Below are 17,690 nucleotides of genomic sequence, written 5' to 3'. Positions count from 1 at the left end.
ACAACGCTTTTACCCTAGCCAACAGCGATTGTAAATTGGTATTACCAATTATCCAAGAACGCTGACCAGTGCCTGACCAACAACAATTAGGGGCCACCCCATATGCAAACCTGGCAACAGCTCTATACCCCGCTCGGCAGCCTTGGCTTCTCCGCGCTCGCCGCCGTTATCCCCATCGTGTTTTTCTTCCTGGCGCTGGCGGTGTTCCGCCTCAAAGGACACGTGGCCGGCAGCATCACGCTGGCGTTGTCCATCGCCGTCGCAATCTTCGCTTTCCAGATGCCAGTCGACATGGCCTTCGCCGCCGCCGGCTATGGCTTCGCCTATGGTCTTTGGCCGATTGCGTGGATCATCGTCGCCGCCGTGTTCCTCTACAAACTGACGGTCAAGAGTGGTCAGTTCGAAGTGATCCGCAGCTCGGTGTTGTCGATCACCGACGACCAGCGTTTGCAGGTTCTGCTGATCGGCTTCTGCTTCGGTGCGTTCCTGGAAGGAGCCGCCGGTTTCGGTGCGCCGGTAGCGATTACCGCCGCATTGCTGGTAGGACTCGGCTTCAACCCGCTGTACGCCGCGGGCCTTTGCCTGATCGCCAACACCGCGCCAGTGGCCTTCGGCGCCTTGGGCATTCCGATCATCGTGGCCGGGCAAGTGACTGGCATCGATGCGTTCAAGATCGGCGCCATGACCGGTCGGCAACTGCCGCTGCTGTCACTGTTCGTGCCGTTCTGGCTGGTGTTCATGATGGACGGCCTGCGCGGCGTTCGTGAGACCTGGCCGGCAGCGCTGGTGGCCGGTTTGAGCTTTGCCATCACCCAATACTTCACGTCGAACTTCATCGGCCCAGAGTTGCCGGACATCACCTCGGCCCTGGCCAGCCTGATCTCCCTGACGCTGTTCCTGAAAGTCTGGCAGCCGAAACGCGCCGCCGGCCAACACATCGCTGGTGCCGTATCGGCCTCAGTGGTGACCGCCAGCGCCGGTGGTTTCGGCCAGCCGCGCACCAGCGTGGCGTCCCCTTACAGCCTGTTCGAAATCATCAAAGCCTGGTCGCCGTTCCTGATTCTCACCGTGCTGGTCACCATCTGGACCCTGAAACCGTTCAAGGCCATGTTCGCCGCCGGCGGTTCGATGTACAGCTGGGTGTTCAACTTCGCCATCCCGCACCTTGATCATATGGTGATCAAGGTCGCTCCGATCGTGACTGCTCCGACCGCCATCCCGGCGGTGTTCAAGCTCGATCCGATTTCCGCGACCGGCACGGCGATTTTCTTCTCCGCGCTGATCTCGATGCTGGTGTTGAAGATCAATTTCAAAATTGGTCTGACCACTTTGAAAGAGACCTTCTACGAGCTGCGCTGGCCGATTCTGTCCATCGGCATGGTCTTGGCCTTCGCCTTCGTCACCAACTACTCGGGCATGTCTTCGACCATGGCGCTGGTATTGGCAGGCACCGGCGCGGCCTTCCCGTTCTTCTCGCCATTCCTTGGCTGGCTGGGCGTGTTCCTGACCGGTTCCGATACCTCCTCCAACGCGCTGTTCAGTTCGTTGCAAGCGACCACCGCGCACCAGATCGGCGTCAGCGATGTGCTGCTGGTAGCGGCAAACACCAGCGGCGGCGTGACCGGCAAGATGATCTCGCCGCAATCGATCGCCGTGGCCTGCGCCGCAACCGGCCTGGTGGGCAAGGAATCGGACCTGTTCCGCTTCACCCTCAAGCACAGCCTGTTCTTCGCAACGATCGTCGGCCTGATTACTTACATCCAGGCCTATTGGCTCACCGGCATGCTGGTGCACTAAGTCCTACACGATAAAACGCAAAAACCGACGCCGGACCACGATTCCGGCGTCAGCTATTCACAACCCGGTCTGTAAGGCTGCTGAAAGTTTCCCCCTTTATATTCAGCAGCCTCAGCGGACGGATAACCGGGCCCACCCGGAGACACGCCTGATGAGCGAGCTTTTTTACAACGCAGTGCCGAACGCGACCCGTGTCGCCCCGCCACTGCCTGAGCCTCGGAAATACCCCAGCGAGAAACCGTCACGGGTCTACCTGTTCGGAACCTGCGTGGTCGATCTGTTCTACCCCGAAGCCGGGATGGACGCGATTCACCTGCTGGAACGCGAAGGCATTCGGGTCGAATACCCGCAGGGGCAAAGCTGCTGCGGACAACCGGCCTACACCTCGGGTTACACCGAGCAGGCAAGGACCGTGGCACGCTCGCAACTGGCGCTGTTCGCCGGGGATTATCCGGTGGTGGTGCCGTCGGGATCGTGTGCCGGGATGTTGCGCGAACACTATGCCGACTTGTTCAAGGACGAGCCGCACACCCTGAAACAGGTTCAGGCATTGGCTGCCCGGACCTATGAACTGGCCGAGTTCCTGCTGTTTGTCTGCAAGGTGCAGCTCAAGGACAGCGGCACGCCTGTGAAAGTGGCGTTGCACACCTCGTGTTCGGCGCGTCGTGAGATGAACACCCACCTGCATGGTCGCGAGTTGTTGTCGCAACTGAGCAACGTGGAGCGAGTCGACCACAGCCACGAAAGTGAATGCTGTGGCTTCGGTGGGACTTTCAGCGTCCGTATGCCAGACATTTCCGGCGCGATGGTGGCTGACAAGACCCGGTCGTTGAAGGAATCAGGTGCGAACAAGGTACTCAGTGCCGATTGCGGTTGCCTGATGAACATCAACGGCTCGCTGGAGAAACAGAAGGAAGCGTTGCGCGGCCAACACCTGGCCAGTTTCCTTTGGCAGAGAACCGGAGGTGTTCTATGAACGCTTCCGCGATTATTCCTACGGTTGCCGTGGAAGAAGACTTTCGTACCCGGGCTCACAAGGCGTTGGGTGACAAGCAACTGCGAAATAACTTTCGCACGGCGATGGATTCTCTGATGACCAAACGGGCAGCGTCCTTCAGCGATGCCCACGAACGAGAACATTTACGAGTGCTGGGCAATGCTGTCCGCGCCCGTGCGTTATCCAAGTTGCCCGACCTGCTCGAGCAGCTTGAACAGAACCTGACCCGCAACGGTGTGACAGTGCACTGGGCGGAAACGGTGGACGAAGCCAATGGCATCGTCCTCTCGATCATCCGCGCTCACGAGGGGCGGCAAGTGATCAAGGGCAAATCGATGGTCAGCGAAGAGATGGAGATGAATCACTTCCTCGCTGATCGGGGCATTGAATGCCTGGAATCGGACATGGGCGAGTACATCGTCCAGCTCGACCACGAGAAGCCTTCACACATTATTATGCCGGCGATCCACAAGAATGCCGGTCAGGTCGCGTCCTTGTTCCACGACAAACTTGGCGTGGAGTACACCAAGGACGTTGACCAACTCATTCAGATCGGTCGCAAAGTCTTGCGACAGAAATTCTTCGAAGCGGACATCGGCGTCTCCGGCGTCAACTTCGCCGTGGCCGAAACCGGCACCTTGCTGCTGGTGGAAAACGAAGGCAACGGCCGCATGACCACCACGGTGCCGCCGGTACACATCGCCGTCACCGGTATCGAAAAAGTCGTGGAAAACCTGCGCGACGTTGTGCCGCTGTTGTCGCTGCTGACTCGCTCGGCTCTTGGTCAGCCGATCACCACCTACGTCAACATGATCTCCGGCCCGCGCAAGGAACACGAACTCGACGGCCCGCAGGAAGTGCATCTGGTCCTGCTCGACAACGGTCGCAGCCAGGCCTTCGCCGACAGCGAATTGCGCCAGACCCTGAACTGCATTCGCTGCGGCGCTTGTATGAATCATTGCCCGGTCTACACCCGAATCGGCGGCCACGCCTATGGGGAGGTGTACCCTGGGCCTATCGGAAAAATCATCACCCCGCACATGGTCGGCCTGGCGAACGTCCCGGACCATCCGAGCGCGTCGTCGTTGTGCGGCGCTTGCGGTGAAGTCTGCCCGGTAAAAATCCCTATCCCGGCGCTGCTACGTCGCCTGCGGGAAGAAAACGTCAAAGCCCCGGACAGCCCGCATCAAGTGATGCGCGGCCAAGGTAGCAAGTATTCGCGCAAGGAACGCTTTATCTGGAACGCCTGGGCCAGGCTCAACAGTTCGCCGATGCTGTATCGTCTGTTTGGCTTCTTCGCAACGCGACTGTGCGCACTCGCGCCGAGCAACGTCGGCCCCTGGACGCAAAACCACAGCGCACCGAAACCCGCTGCCCGCTCACTGCACGACATGGCCCGCGAGCATCTGGCCAAACAGGGAGATCGTTGATGAGCGCCAAGCAAAACATCCTCGCCAAATTGCGGAATAGTCTGACCGGCACCACGCCAGTGTCCGACGAATTCGACGTCGAACTGGTGACTGCGCCTTACACCTACACCGCCGAGCAACGCATTCCGCAATTGCGCAAACTGATGGAGGCGGTGCACACCGAAATCCACCTGACGTCCGGTGAGGGCTGGCCTTCATTGCTTGCTCAGTTGTTGCGGGACCGCCAATTGCCGAGCCTGTTGATTGCGCCGACTACGCCTCACGGTCAACGTGTCACTCAACACTGGGCGAACAATCCGGGTCTGCCGACACTCAAGTCCTACGACCGCCCGGTTGAAGAATGGAAAACCGAGCTGTTCAACGACACACCGTCCAGCCTGACCACCACCCTCGGTGCAATCGCCGCGACAGGCAGTCTTATCCTCTGGCCGACACGGGAAGAACCGCGCCTGATGAGCCTGGTGCCGCCGGTGCATTTCGCCCTGCTCAAGGCCAGTGAAATTCGCGACAACTTCTATCAGGTCCAGCAGGAATTCAACTGGTCCCAAGGTATGCCGACCAACGCCTTGCTGGTGTCCGGCCCGTCGAAAACCGCTGACATCGAGCAAGTCCTGGCCTATGGTGCGCACGGTCCGAAAGACCTGGTGGTTTTGATTCTGGAGGACCAATGAGTCTACCGGCGGCTTTCCTGCGAGATGCGCAGCAACTGATTCCCCAAGAGCGACGTTTCGACGACCCGCTGTCGACATTGGCCTTCGGCACCGACGCCAGTTTCTATCGGCTGATTCCGAAACTGGTGATCCGTGTCGAGTCCGAAGATGAAGTGGTCGCACTGCTGAAACTGGCGCAACGGGATCAAGTCCCGGTGACCTTCCGCGCTGCCGGCACCAGCCTGTCCGGCCAGGCCATCAGCGATTCGGTACTGATCGTACTTGGGGACAACTGGAACGGTCGCGAGATCCGCGGCCAAGGCACGCAAATCCGCCTGCAACCGGGCGTGATCGGCGCGCAGGCCAACGCATGGCTGGCGCCGTTCGGGCGCAAGATCGGCCCGGACCCGGCCTCGATCAACGCCTGCAAAATCGGCGGCATCGTCGCCAACAACGCCAGCGGCATGTGCTGCGGCACCGCGCAAAATACTTACCACACGCTGGCCGGTATTCGACTGGTACTGGCCGACGGCAGCCGTCTCGACACCGAAGATTCAGCGAACGTCGCGGCGTTTCGCCAGAGTCATGCTTCGCTGCTTGAGCGTCTGGCGACCTTGGGCCGCGAGACCCGCGCCAATGCCGAACTGGCGGCAAGAATCCGCCACAAATACCGTCTGAAAAATACCACCGGCCTGTCACTCAATGCGCTGGTGGATTTCGACGAGCCTGTGGATATCTTGAGCCACTTGCTGGTGGGTTCCGAAGGCACGCTCGGCTTCATCAGCGCGGTGACCTACGACACGGTGATCGACCACCCGAACAAGGCCTCGGCGCTGATCGTGTTCCCGGATGTGGAAACCTGCTGCAACGCGGTCACCGTGCTGAAAAGCCAGCCAGTGTCGGCCGTAGAACTGCTCGATCGTCGCAGTCTGCGTTCGGTACAAGACAAACCCGGCATGCCGGCTTTCGTACAACTGCTGTCGAACAATGCCTGCGCGCTGCTGATCGAATCCCGCGCTGCATCGTCCACTTTGCTACAGGAACAACTGGCGCAGATCATGGCGTCATTGACTTCATTCCCGGTGGAGAAACAAGTCGACTTCACCGAAGACCCGCTAGAAAACGCCCGGCTCTGGTCGATCCGCAAGGACACCTTCCCCGCCGTCGGCGCGGTGCGCAAAACCGGCACCACGGTGATCATCGAAGACGTGACCTTCCCGGTGGAACAACTGGCCATCGGCGTGAACCGACTGATCGAGCTGTTCGACAAACATCACTACGACGAAGCGATCCTTTTCGGACACGCGCTGGAAGGCAATCTGCACTTCGTCTTCACTCAAGGCTTCAACAACCCGGAAGAAGTCGCACGCTACCAGGCGTTCATGGACGACGTGGCGCAGTTGGTAGCGGTGGAATTTGGCGGTTCGCTGAAGGCCGAGCACGGCACCGGCCGCAACATGGCGCCCTTCGTCGAACTGGAATGGGGCAGCGATGCCTATCAGCTGATGTGGCAGCTCAAACGGCTGCTCGATCCCAATGGGATTCTCAACCCGGACGTGGTGCTCAGCGAGGATCCGCAGATCCACCTCAAGCACCTGAAACCGCTGCCGGCCGCCGACGAGATTGTGGATAAGTGCATCGAATGCGGTTTCTGCGAACCGGTGTGCCCGTCTAAAGGACTGACCTTGAGCCCGCGCCAACGCATCGTGATCTGGCGGGATATCCAGGCAAAGAAACGCGCAGGCGTCGACACCTCCGAGCTTGAAGCCGCCTACGAATACCAGGGCATCGACACCTGCGCTGCCACAGGGTTATGTGCGCAACGTTGTCCTGTAGGCATCAACACTGGCGAACTGGTGAAAAAGCTTCGCAGCCGCAAGGCGACGCACACGAAAACCGCCAACTGGCTTGAAGGAAATTTCGCCACGGCGTTGCAAGGCGCGCGCTTCACCCTGCATGTGGCCAACGGCGCGCGGATGCTGCTCGGGGCGCCGCGCCTGGCCAAGCTGTCGGCGACGCTGACTAAATTGTCCAAAGGCCAAGTCCCGCAATGGACCAACGCCATGCCGCAGCCTGAACGGGCAATCCGCTTCAGCCCGGCGTCGACTGATGAGCGCCCGCGAGTGGTGTACCTCGCTGCCTGCGTCTCACGCGCCATGGGACCGGCGGCTGGCGACAAGGAACAAATGTCACTGTATGACAAAACCCGTGGCCTGCTGGAAAAAGCCGGCTATCAGGTGGTGTTTCCGGACAACCTGGACAACCTCTGCTGCGGCCAGCCGTTCGCTTCCAAGGGCTATGCCGAACAAGCCGAACACAAACGCCAGGAGTTGATCGGCGCATTGCTCCACGCCAGTCGTGGTGGACTCGATCCAATCTATTGCGACACCAGCCCCTGCACCTTGCGTCTGGTTCAGGACCTTGGCGATGTTCGACTGGACCTGTACGACCCGGTGCGTTTCATTCGTACGCATTTGATGGATCGTCTGGATTTCACACCGCAGGAAGCGCCTATCGCGGTGCACGTCACCTGTAGCACCCAGCACCTTGGCGAGAGCCAGGCGCTGATCGATCTGGCGCGAAAATGCAGCAACAACGTGGTCATTCCCGAGGGCATTCACTGTTGCGGGTTTGCCGGGGACAAGGGATTCACCACCCCCGAATTGAACGCTCACTCACTGCGCAGCCTGAAAGACGCCGTGCAGTTCTGCGCAGAAGGCATTTCCACCAGCCGCACCTGCGAAATCGGCTTGAGCCAACATGGCGGGATCGACTATCACGGCTTGGTTTACTTGGTGGATCGTGTGACGCAAGTGCGTCCGGCTTGAGGGTACTTGGGTGAAAACGGGGCGATTTCGCCCCTTTTCATGTACTGCTGTTGTGCCAATCTTGTCGACACTCCTTCAAAAAAAAACCGAACTCCAGCATGCGGCTATAGTCATTTAGCTAGGCCCTGTGAACGGGCTTATAACCACCTCGGCCAGCAGCCTGCTTCACCGGCAGCACCGAGCCCTCATGCGCAAGGAGATACCCATGAAGCACTCTGCTATTGCTGGATTGTTCATCACCGCCGCACTGTTGGCCTCGCCGGTGTTTGCGGCTGATAAAGACCTTTGCAAACAAAACATAAGCCAAATTCAGCAGGCTCTGGATTCTGATCCCGCCACATCTGAAAACGCCGAGGACAACATACAAGCCGGCTTGGACAAAGCAAAAGCAGCCCAAGCCGCAGGGGACGACAAGGGGTGCATTGGAATAACTGGCGGTTTGCTTGAGAAAATTCAAACGCGCAACCCAACCAACAAGTAATCCCGTGTGACCAGGCCAACCTTCGGGTTGGCCTTATCCACTGCGGTGGCGTAAACAGCGCACGCTTGTTGCTTTCTTCGAATCACAGAGCAACAGCCTCGGAGCTGTTCAGGATTCGACGCCGGTTTAAGCGGCTGAAATTTACACAACTCGCCCCAAAACAAACCCGCCAAGTGCGGGTTTGTTGCATCGCAGGATTGGTCATGCGTGCGATACAGAGGCAATTGCCCGCAATTTTTTAGCGCCACTGCTCCTATCGACTATCAAACAGTCTTTTCATAGCCTTTCTGAAAAAACCGAATTTCTGCGCGGCGTCGTAGTCTTTTAAGTAGCTCCCCATCAATCGTGGCTTATTTTTCGGACTCGCCCGAGCCCCCGCTCATACGGCAGCACCGAGACCATCAGTACAAGGAGATATCCATGAAACGTACCGCACTCGCTGGTCTGTTCATTTCTGCTGCAATGTTGGCCTCTCCCGTATTTGCTGCGGACAACGACCTTTGTACGAGCAAGCTGCAAGAGCTCAAAAACAAAGCAAATTCACTGCCGGCGAGCTCCGGCAACACCGCAATGGAGATCAAAAGACTGATGTCCAGCGCCGAAGCTTCCCAAGCCTCCGGGGACGACAAAAAATGCGTCACCGAGGCCACCCAGGGCTTGTCACTCGTTGACCAGCAGCGCAACCAACCCACCCCATAATTTGTGCTGGCCAACCTTCGGGTTGGCCTTCTCGCGCGTGTTGGCGTACACTGCACAGGCTTGTTGCTCACCATGATTCACAGAGCAACAGGCACGGGGCCGTTTAGGATTCGACGCCGGTCGCGAAACTTTAGGTGCATGCCGAGTTGGTAACAGAACTCGTAAATCCACTGTTGCAACTACTTATAGTTGCCAATGACGAAACCTACGGCCAGGAATTCTCTCTCGCTGCGTAAGCAGCTTTAGATCCTGAGCTTCTGGTACCTTCGGGTCCAGCAATCACCAGGGGATGTCTGTAAACCCAAAGTGATTGTCATATAGAACAGAATCGCCGTGCAGTACGTTGTGGACGAAGCGGCTAAAACTTACACAACTCGCCCAAAGCACCCTGCCCTTCGGGTCGCTGAGGGTTAACTTAATAGAAACGGCTACGCATGTAGTACCGACAGCGGAGTACTGGCGGACGGGGGTTCAAATCCCCCCGGCTCCACCACTTCATCATCTAAAGACGTCCACGGACGTCTTTTTTTGTGCCTGCGATCCAGTAAATACGCGGCCTCCAGCGCTTTTGCGGTCCTCTAAGATTTTTTGAGTTCCAGCCATTCTGGTATTCCAAACGGTATCCCAGCCCATCCGGTACTAATCTTTGGAATACCGAATCAGTGCCTGAGGACAATCTCAAGCCTGCCCAAAACCTCCGCCTCTCCGATCGACAGCTCAAGGGAGTCAAACCCGCGTCCAAGGATTACGTCCTCACTGACGGTGACGGTTTGCAGCTCCGCATACGCAGCAACGGCTCGTTGCTGTGGAATTTTAACTACCACGAACCGCTCAACAAAAAGCGCATCAACATCGGCTTCGGGACCTACCCCGAACTGTCACTGGCGAACGCACGAAAGAAGGCAGTCGAGGCGCGCGAGCTGCTCGCCCAGGGCATCGATCCGAAGGCGCAGCGCAATACGTTGAATGAAGCCAAGCGTGCAGAAACGGAACACACCTTCGAGAACGTGGCCACCGCCTGGTTCGAGCTCAAGAAAGACTCGGTCACTCCGGCCTACGCTGAGGACATTTGGCGGTCGCTCACGCTGCATGTGTTCCCCGACTTGAGGACGACACCACTCGTGAAAATCACCGCACCGATGGTGATCGGGTTACTTCGTCCAATCGACATGAGCAAGCCATTCGATATGGAGTTGTTCTTGGCTGGCGTGCTGATCGGTTCGCACGCAACGCGGCAACGTCATTTGCGCCAGGCGAAAATCATTCAGGTTGAAATCGCAAAGCGCTGGCTGCGAAAAAACCCGTGGACTTGGCAAAGGAAGCATGTAGCGTGGTTTCTTGAGCATCGCTTAAATCAACGCAGCGATTCGACACGGTATTACTACTTGCTGACAGTGCGGCTGCTCGCTCGTCGTTTACGAAAAACATGGGGGTTCAGTCGCTGAGTGAGACCGGCCGCTATAAACTGTGCCGCCACTAGCGGAGGGTAGCTGGCGGCCCGAAGCGGCCATTCGAAGGTGTCTACGAATCTAGGGGCAATTCAATGCTAGCCTTTCGAAGAAGCACCGGATGAGCGCGCCACCCATCTTGAGTTCGGTGGAGTTTATGGAGCGCTTACGATACACCATCGCTATGTACACATCTCTAGTCGACTCATCATTGAGCAACTTGGGCGCCATACTGGCATGGCTGCTCACTGCGCGAACATTGAGTAGCACAAGGCCCCCTCAACAAGACTGGTTCACGCGCAAACTCACGCGAATTTTGCCCAGTGCCTGCGTTGAATGGGGCCACCTATGAAAATGCTCGCTCAGCTTTTTTTATACGCTCCCACCCACACCTTTGAACTTCTCGACAAACGTAGCGATCTTTTGCAAGACGCTCTGCTTCTTGGTCAGGTATTGCGGGTTCAGCGGGCTCATCTTGGGTAGTACGGCGTTGAGTTCTGTACCGTTGTCGCTGGCGAACTCCCGCTTCAGAGAGGTGGTGATATAGCGTCTGGCCGCTTCCGCATTAAGGTTCTCAGCGCTAATCAATTCCTGAGCCTCTCTTTGTTGTTCCGCTTGGGCAAAGATGAAGAAGGCGTCTATCACACTGGCCTTATCGCCAATCTGGTCAAGGTCGGTTTGATTGATGAAGTCCACAAGCAAGCTCTCTTTGGCGCGATTGCCCAGACTTGCGCGAATCACGCGACGCACCTCATCCACTAGGTCGGACTTGCTCTTGATCTTTTTGTTGTGCTCGAAGATCAGCTCAAGGATGTAATCTAGGTTGATTTCTTGCGACTTGAGCAGGTCCACCTCAAAGACCACATCATCCCAATCGATAGTTGATTTTTCTTTGTCGTTGGAGGACTTCTCCCGACGCAGCCAATCGCGAACATCGTTATAGGTTGAGCGATAGTCCTGAATTTTCCGCTCTGCTGGTATCTTGATTGCTTGCAACACAGCCAGATCTTCATCGTTTAAATAGTGCTTGGCCTTGAATGCCTCAACTGCCTCCGGATCATCCAGGCCGACACTTTGCAAGACCTTCAGGCTGGCAAATTCATCGTAGTTCTGAAGCACGTTCTCAACGCGCAAATATTCGCCGAACAGTTTCGCGAAGGCCTTTTTATCGGACTCTTTTTCAATGGCTGAAGGGTCAGGAAAACGCTGTTCCAACTCTTTCACCACTTCCACAAAACCGCGTCGCGCTTCACCGGTGACCACATCGGTAAAGCCTTCCATGTATTCCTTGTAGCTCTTCTCCAACACCACATTCTTGGTATTTTTATCTCCAAACAAGGTAATGGCGTCGATGGTCGCCTGTTCCAGGTCGCGGAAGGTAACGATATTGCCAAAGGTCTTGGTGGCGTCAAAAATTCGATTGGTGCGCGAGTAAGCCTGCATCAAACCATGGTAGCGCAGGTTCTTGTCCACAAACAGGGTGTTCAGCGTGGGGGCGTCAAAGCCGGTCAGGAACATGCCGACCACGATCAGCAGGTCAATTTCCTTGGCTTTGACCTGCTTGGCCAGATCACGGTAGTAATTCTGGAAGCCATTGCTGTCCACACTGAAGTTGGTTTTGAACAGCGCGTTGTAGTCGACAATGGCCGCGCTCAAGAACTCCTTGGCACTGCTGTTCATGGCAGCCACATCAAAACTTTCGTCCTGAATGTCGCCAATCGCATCCTGCTCCTCGTTGGCAGCGAACGAGAAGATAGTGGCCACCCTCAGTGGTTTGTCGCTGCTCTTCTGCAGTTCCCTGAAGCACTCGTAGTACAGCTTGGCTGCATCCACGCTGCTAACCGCAAACATGGCGTTGAAGCCTTTTGTCGCAGATTGCAGGCGGTGGGTTTTCTGCCGGAAGTTATTCAGAATGTACTGCGTAATCTCGCGGATACGATCGGGGTGCAACAGGGCTTGCTTGTTCTCTGCCGCGCTCAGCTTTTTCTCGTCCTTCTCGGTTTCGATGGCTTTGAACTGCGGGCGCACATCGTTGTAGTCCACCTTAAACTTGAGCACCTTTTCATCACGAATGGCGTCGGTTATTACATAAGAATGCAACTCTCGACCGAACACGCTGGCAGTAGTGTCCGCGCCCAGGGCGTTTTGCGGGAAAATCGGCGTGCCGGTAAAGCCAAACTGATAGAACTTTTTGAATTCCTTCTTCAGATTTTTCTGAGCTTCGCCAAACTGGCTGCGGTGGCATTCATCAAAAATAAACACCACCTGCTTGTTGTAGATAGGTAGGTCGCCTTCGCTCTTCATCAGGTTATTGAGCTTCTGGATCGTGGTGACGATAATTTTGTTGTCGTCCTTATCCAGATTGCGCTTCAGGCCGGAGGTAGAGTCAGAGCCGTTCACGCTATCCGGTGAAAAGCGCTGGTATTCCTTCATGGTCTGGTAATCCAGATCCTTGCGATCCACCACGAAGAACACTTTGTCGATGAACTCCAGCTCGGTAGCCAAACGTGCCGCTTTAAAACTGGTCAGCGTCTTGCCTGAGCCGGTGGTGTGCCAAATAAAGCCGCCGCCCTCAAGCTGGCTCCAGCTCTTGGCCTGATAGGCGCTGTTGATCTTCCACAAAATTCGCTCAGTGGCGGCAATTTGGTAGGGACGCATTACCAAAAGCGCATTGCTGACATCAAACACCGAATAATGCAGCAACACATTGAGCAGGGTGTTTTTCTGAAAGAACGTAGCGGTAAAGTCTTTCAGATCTTTGATCAGGCTGTTATCCGACTTTGCCCAATTCATGGTGAAGTCGAAGCTGTTTTTGTTGCGCTGGGTGGTGTTGGCGAAATAACGGCTATCGGTGCCGTTGGAAATGACAAACAGCTGCAGATACTTGAACAAAGACTGCTCGCTGTTAAAGCTTTCTTTGCTGTAACGGTGCACCTGATTAAAGGCTTCGCGAATCGCCACGCCTCGCTTCTTCAGCTCCACCTGCACCAGCGGCAGACCATTGACCAAGATCGTCACATCGTATCGGTTGGCATAGCTGCCCGCTTGCTCAAACTGCTTGATCACCTGCACCTTATTGCGGGCAATATTCTTTTTATCCAGCAGGTAGATGTTCTGAATATGACCATCGTCAAACACAAAGTCATGGATATAGTCATCATGGATCTTGCGGGTTTTATCGACAATGCTGTCGCTGGGCCTGTCCAGATAGGTTTCCACAAAGCGCTGCCACTCGCCTTCAAGAAACTGCATGCTGTTCAATGCCTGCAACTGCTCGCGCGCATTGGACAGCAGTTTCGCAGGCGTGTTTAAACCAAGGGCATACTCGTAGCCTTGATTCTGCATGTCTTGAATGAACTCTCGCTCTAGGTCGCCTTCGCTTTGGTAGTTTTCCGCGACCTTCCATTCTTGGGTGTATTTGTCCAGAACGATGAAGCTATTCAATTCGGCGATGGGCTTTGTGTAATCAACCATTTTGATTTTCCTGCTGCCAAAATCTGTAGGTGCTCGCCAAGTGATTAAGCAATAGCGCGACCGTATTTTTTTCTGGCTCACTGGGCTCGGCGACGGTTTCATGGGATAAGGTGCTATGACTGGTAAATTGAATAATAAACTTTAAATAGGTTTGTTTATCATCCGGCAAAAGCTCCGCCCATCTTGGATAGCCCAGATAACTGGCTGTTTTCTCGTATAAATTACGCAAGAGTGTAAAGTGATATTTTTGCACCTGATTATCAGCAATTGCTTTCTCAAGAATTTTCTTAAGGTGCAAGTGATAGGAAAAGCTCGTATCGGAGTCACCCTGCTTTTCAGCCAGATCAAAGGTACCATCCTCAAGTCGCCCTAACATATAACAGGTTTTATTTTTTAGCTCATTGTGCAGCACGTTATAAAACAGCGGACTGTGCGTTGTAATGATGAACTTTAGAGAAGACTGACTGGATTTTATCAAGCTCGCCAAGTTGACAGCCAATTCAATTAAATGGTTCTCATCCAGAGAGCTGACCGGATCATCAATAAACACATACTCCAACTTGTCGAACTGGTTGGTTTCTCTCTCGCTAGGCTCGACGACATTTAAAATCGTTACCACCTGATCTAGCAGAGTGTGAAAAACGCTCCAAATGAAGTTACTTTCTTCGCCTTTTGATATTTTTATATGACCGGTACGTTCATCGTCACCTCGCTCTAATGAAAAGCTAACTTCAGTAAAGTCCTCACTGAAATGCGGAGTTAGTTTGTCATTCGCATATCGCTGGAAGTAGGTAACGATGTTTCTATCTTGACCCAGATCTTTCAGTAGAGTGAGCAGCCAGTCTGTATAAGTATTGGGCTGAATTTTGAGTTTCGGTTTTGCATCACTCTCCAGATCGTTATCCCAATAAAACAAGTCCTCGGTAAAAGCGTTGTAATAAAGGACTTTGTTGCGCGTCAACTCAGCCTGATTGGGTTCATCATCGCCCTCATTGTCATCGGCTTTAGGCGCAATCAGCTGCTTGAACTCCCGTGAAAGGCGTGTCTTGCCTGTACCGTTAAAGGCATATATCAGCTGCACCTTTGGAACCGGCTTGGCTTCTTCAACCTCCTTGGTTTTTTCAGGTACAGTTTTTTTAACTATTTTTGGTGTACTCAGTTGTTGAGCAATTTCCGTTAGCGTCTTGCTCATGTTATGTCGCCACTTCTTCAGGCTTAGGGAAGCTCAGCAGCAAATCGCGGTAATGCTCGTACTGCTGTTGACGCAAGGCAATTTCGCGGGGCAAGCCTTCGCTGATGAAGTTGCTGAGGGTGTCGAATTTATCGAGAATGTAAGCAACACGCTTTTGCTCACTAATGGAAGGCAAAGGGATCTTTAACCCTTGCAAATTCCCAACTGCAAGGCCAGGTTGAGCAGATTGCGAGGCATATTGATTTAAATTCATCACGGTTAGTATATGAAAAGCCCAATCAATATCGATTTCATTATTAGTGGTAACAACTACAGCATGTTCAGTGGCATAGAATTGACCTTTCACTCTCTGAACATTACCGCAGAGTGCGCCTTGCCTCCCAATTAGCAAATATTCTCCATCATGACTTTTATTTTCAACAAAACCTCGAACTCCATTGCCCCCGAAACATGGATAAGAATACTCATCGCTAGAATTCGGCATGATTTTGCTTGCTGAAATATGTTGTCCGGCACGCATCTGAAGAACCGCCCCCAACGTCTTCCACTCCACTTCCCCCTCATCAAAACTCAACAACTGGTCGCGATAGTGGTTGTATTGTTTTTTGCGGGCTTTAAGTTCGCTTGTAAGCTCGCTTGTAAGGTCGCTTGTAAGCTCACTAAATGCGTCCAGAATACGAACGATTTCGCGCTGCACTTCAAGCGGAGGGACGGGAACTCTCAGCTCGTTCAACACGGTTTGAGTTTGGCTCGGAACGCCGCCCGCTTGGTTCATGTCGCCAAGACCTACCGTTGTCAAAAAGTAGTAAAGGAATTTCGGGCGAATCTGTGCTTCGTCAATTTCCGTGTAGAAGATGGTGTCAACATTCCAGAATGGAACATCGACGAAGAACAGATTACCAAGCGAGCCTTTCCTTGGAATCAATACCGAAGGCTTGTTGTAGGCGTAGGTGTCGGCGTATCGCATGATTCCACCGGAACCGTAAACTGGGAATTTGCCATCGCTAAGGGTCTTGTGGTCCTTGCCGTTCTTGATGCGCACAATGTCGCCAAGACGCCTGAACTTCACTCCATCTGGGCAGTGCTCGGCGATTAGGTCATCAATACGACTCATACTTCAGTCTCCCCGCCATCAATCTCGGCCACGATGGAATCAATCTCCGCACGCAGTTTGTCGATCTTGGCCACGGTGATTTTCAGCTCGGCGTTGAGCTCCCCAATGTTAACCATCTCACGGTTGTCCTTGGTGTCGACATAGCTGCTGACAGACAGGTTGTAGTCCTTAGCAGCGATGGTCTCAAAACGTACGGACTGGGCGAAGTGGTCGATGTTCGCCTTGCTGTCGAACACTGCCATGATTTGCTCGATATGCGCGTCCAGCAGCACGTTGTTATTGGTTTCTTTTTTGAACAGACCGCTGGCATCAATAAACTGGGTGTGGGTGTCTGTTTTGTGTTTGGACAGCACCAGAATATTCACCGCAATGGTGGTGCCAAAGAACAGGTTGGGTGCGAGCGAAATCACGGTTTCGACGTAATTGTTATCCACCAGATATTGACGGATTTTCTGCTCCGCGCCGCGACGGTAAAAAATACCGGGGAAACAAACGATCGCCGCGCGGCCTTTGCTGGAAAGATAGCTGAGCGCATGCAGTACAAAAGCAAAGTCGGCTTTGGATTTGGGTGCCAGCACACCGGCAGGCGCAAAGCGGTCATCGTTGATCAGGGTGGGGTCGTCTGCGCCTATCCACTTCACCGAGTACGGCGGGTTGGAGACGATGGCGTCAAAAGGTTTGTCGTCGCCAAAATGCGGGGCGATCAGGGTATTGCCCAGTTGAATATTGAACTTATCGTAGTTGATGTTGTGCAAAAACATGTTCATACGAGCAAGGTTGTAAGTGGTGTGGTTGAGCTCCTGGCCCCAAAAACCATCTTCAATGATGTGTGCGTCAAAATGCTTTTTGGCTTGCAGCAGCAACGAGCCAGAACCGCACGCCGGGTCATAAATTTTGTTGACGCTGGTTTGCTTGTGCATGGCCAGTTGGGCAATCAATCTGGACACATGCTGCGGGGTGAAAAACTCACCGCCAGATTTTCCGGCATTGGCGGCGTAGTTGGAGATGAGGAATTCGTAGGCATCGCCAAACAGGTCGATGTGGTTGCCTTCAAAATCACCAAAATTCAGTCCAGCCACGCCTTTGAGCACGGCGGCCAAACGGGTGTTTTTGTCGGTGACGGTGTTGCCAAGGCGGTTGCTGGTGGTGTCAAAATCGGCAAACAGGCCTTTGATGTCGCGCTCGGAGGGGTAGCCGTTTGCTGAGCTTTCGATAGCGGCAAAGATGGCGGCTAGATCGGTGTTCAGGCTTTCGTTGGTGTTGGCACCGGCAGCGATAGTGGCAAACAACTGGCTGGGGTAGATGAAATAGCCCTTGGTCTTAATGGCATCGTCTTTGATATCTGCGGTGATGACCTTATCGGGCAACTCTGCGTATTTGATGCTGTCGTCTCCGCCTTCAATGTAGCTGGCGAAGTTTTCGCTGATGAAACGGTAGAACAAGGTGCCAAGCACGTACTGCTTAAAGTCCCAACCATCGACTGCGCCACGAACATCGTTAGCAATTGCCCAAATCTGGCGTTGCAGGGCGGCGCGTTGTTGGGTGCTGGTCATGGGTTATTCCTATTGATTATCTAGATG

Annotated in this window: 12 protein-coding genes, 1 other RNA gene and 1 pseudogene; 10 read left to right on the top strand and 4 right to left on the bottom strand. The window is 54.5% G+C overall.

Translation table 11 applies throughout. The features are described from left to right. The first annotated feature begins 102 nt into the window (after positions 1-102). The 10 genes and pseudogenes from ACA072_RS03815 (at position 103) to ACA072_RS03770 (ending at position 10,327) form a co-directional block, all read left to right on the top strand. Positions 103-1,797: a lactate permease LctP family transporter gene (locus ACA072_RS03815; RefSeq protein WP_497623269.1), complete on the top strand. Its 1,695-nt coding sequence runs from the start codon at positions 103-105 to the stop codon at positions 1,795-1,797. A 151-nt stretch (positions 1,798-1,948) separates the two neighbouring features. Continuing rightward, on the top strand, positions 1,949-2,773 hold the full coding sequence (locus ACA072_RS03810; RefSeq protein ID WP_497623267.1) for a (Fe-S)-binding protein: 825 nt from the start codon (positions 1,949-1,951) through the stop codon (positions 2,771-2,773). Then, complete coding sequence (locus ACA072_RS03805; RefSeq protein ID WP_497623265.1) at positions 2,770-4,224, top strand: LutB/LldF family L-lactate oxidation iron-sulfur protein; 1,455 nt, start codon at positions 2,770-2,772, stop codon at positions 4,222-4,224. The genes ACA072_RS03810 and ACA072_RS03805 overlap by 4 nt, the downstream gene beginning before the upstream one ends. Further along, a complete protein-coding gene (locus ACA072_RS03800; RefSeq protein WP_497623264.1) occupies positions 4,224-4,895 on the top strand; it encodes a LutC/YkgG family protein in 672 nt (223 codons plus the stop codon). The genes ACA072_RS03805 and ACA072_RS03800 overlap by 1 nt, the downstream gene beginning before the upstream one ends. After that, positions 4,892-7,702 carry an FAD-binding and (Fe-S)-binding domain-containing protein gene (locus tag ACA072_RS03795; protein WP_497623263.1) on the top strand — a complete coding sequence of 937 codons (2,811 nt, stop codon included), beginning with the start codon at positions 4,892-4,894 and terminating at the stop codon, positions 7,700-7,702. The genes ACA072_RS03800 and ACA072_RS03795 overlap by 4 nt, the downstream gene beginning before the upstream one ends. Positions 7,703-7,907: 205 nt before the next feature. Next, positions 7,908-8,183: a PA2433 domain-containing protein gene (locus ACA072_RS03790; protein WP_497623262.1), complete on the top strand. Its 276-nt coding sequence runs from the start codon at positions 7,908-7,910 to the stop codon at positions 8,181-8,183. A gap of 420 nt (positions 8,184-8,603) precedes the next feature. Then, complete coding sequence (locus ACA072_RS03785) at positions 8,604-8,882, top strand: PA2433 domain-containing protein (RefSeq protein WP_497623260.1); 279 nt, start codon at positions 8,604-8,606, stop codon at positions 8,880-8,882. A gap of 95 nt (positions 8,883-8,977) precedes the next feature. Next, positions 8,978-9,375: a transfer-messenger RNA gene (gene ssrA, locus ACA072_RS03780) on the top strand. A gap of 169 nt (positions 9,376-9,544) precedes the next feature. Beyond that, positions 9,545-10,051 (top strand): annotated as a pseudogene (locus ACA072_RS03775) (integrase arm-type DNA-binding domain-containing protein); the annotation flags it as partial. Continuing rightward, positions 10,052-10,327 (top strand): hypothetical protein, encoded by a 276-nt coding sequence (locus ACA072_RS03770; RefSeq protein WP_497624941.1) that lies wholly within the window; start codon positions 10,052-10,054, stop codon positions 10,325-10,327. It begins immediately after the preceding pseudogene. Between the two features lie 375 nt (positions 10,328-10,702). Here the strand turns inward: ACA072_RS03770 and ACA072_RS03765 are convergent, their stop codons facing one another. The 4 genes from ACA072_RS03765 to ACA072_RS03750 are packed head-to-tail and all read right to left on the bottom strand — an operon-like array spanning position 10,703 to position 17,663. Further along, a complete protein-coding gene (locus tag ACA072_RS03765; protein WP_497623259.1) occupies positions 10,703-13,804 on the bottom strand; it encodes an HsdR family type I site-specific deoxyribonuclease in 3,102 nt (1,033 codons plus the stop codon). Next, complete coding sequence (locus ACA072_RS03760; protein ID WP_497623257.1) at positions 13,797-14,996, bottom strand: anticodon nuclease; 1,200 nt, start codon at positions 14,994-14,996, stop codon at positions 13,797-13,799. Before ACA072_RS03760 ends, ACA072_RS03765 begins: the two co-directional genes overlap by 8 nt. A gap of 1 nt (position 14,997) precedes the next feature. Continuing rightward, on the bottom strand, positions 14,998-16,110 hold the full coding sequence (locus ACA072_RS03755) for a restriction endonuclease subunit S (RefSeq protein ID WP_497623255.1): 1,113 nt from the start codon (positions 16,108-16,110) through the stop codon (positions 14,998-15,000). After that, positions 16,107-17,663: a type I restriction-modification system subunit M gene (locus tag ACA072_RS03750; protein ID WP_497623253.1), complete on the bottom strand. Its 1,557-nt coding sequence runs from the start codon at positions 17,661-17,663 to the stop codon at positions 16,107-16,109. Before ACA072_RS03750 ends, ACA072_RS03755 begins: the two co-directional genes overlap by 4 nt. Between the last annotated feature and the right edge of the window lie 27 nt (positions 17,664-17,690).

It is taken from the genome of Pseudomonas sp. LBUM1656 (assembly GCF_059716065.1).
This window is presented reverse-complemented; position numbering and strand designations above follow the sequence as displayed.

What these genes read in the sequence shown, in the direction of transcription:
- ACA072_RS03785 (WP_497623260.1), top strand. Translation starts at nt 8,604, where the DNA reads ATGAAACGTACCGCACTCGCTGGTCTGTTCATTTCTGCTGCAATGTTG.
- ACA072_RS03790 (WP_497623262.1), top strand. Translation starts at nt 7,908, where the DNA reads ATGAAGCACTCTGCTATTGCTGGATTGTTCATCACCGCCGCACTGTTG.
- ACA072_RS03805 (WP_497623265.1), top strand. Translation starts at nt 2,770, where the DNA reads ATGAACGCTTCCGCGATTATTCCTACGGTTGCCGTGGAAGAAGACTTT.
- ACA072_RS03750 (WP_497623253.1), bottom strand. Translation starts at nt 17,663, where the DNA reads ATGACCAGCACCCAACAACGCGCCGCCCTGCAACGCCAGATTTGGGCA.
- ACA072_RS03755 (WP_497623255.1), bottom strand. Translation starts at nt 16,110, where the DNA reads ATGAGTCGTATTGATGACCTAATCGCCGAGCACTGCCCAGATGGAGTG.
- ACA072_RS03795 (WP_497623263.1), top strand. Translation starts at nt 4,892, where the DNA reads ATGAGTCTACCGGCGGCTTTCCTGCGAGATGCGCAGCAACTGATTCCC.
- ACA072_RS03800 (WP_497623264.1), top strand. Translation starts at nt 4,224, where the DNA reads ATGAGCGCCAAGCAAAACATCCTCGCCAAATTGCGGAATAGTCTGACC.
- ACA072_RS03810 (WP_497623267.1), top strand. Translation starts at nt 1,949, where the DNA reads ATGAGCGAGCTTTTTTACAACGCAGTGCCGAACGCGACCCGTGTCGCC.
- ACA072_RS03765 (WP_497623259.1), bottom strand. Translation starts at nt 13,804, where the DNA reads ATGGTTGATTACACAAAGCCCATCGCCGAATTGAATAGCTTCATCGTT.
- ACA072_RS03815 (WP_497623269.1), top strand. Translation starts at nt 103, where the DNA reads ATGCAAACCTGGCAACAGCTCTATACCCCGCTCGGCAGCCTTGGCTTC.
- ACA072_RS03760 (WP_497623257.1), bottom strand. Translation starts at nt 14,996, where the DNA reads ATGAGCAAGACGCTAACGGAAATTGCTCAACAACTGAGTACACCAAAA.
- ACA072_RS03770 (WP_497624941.1), top strand. Translation starts at nt 10,052, where the DNA reads ATGAGCAAGCCATTCGATATGGAGTTGTTCTTGGCTGGCGTGCTGATC.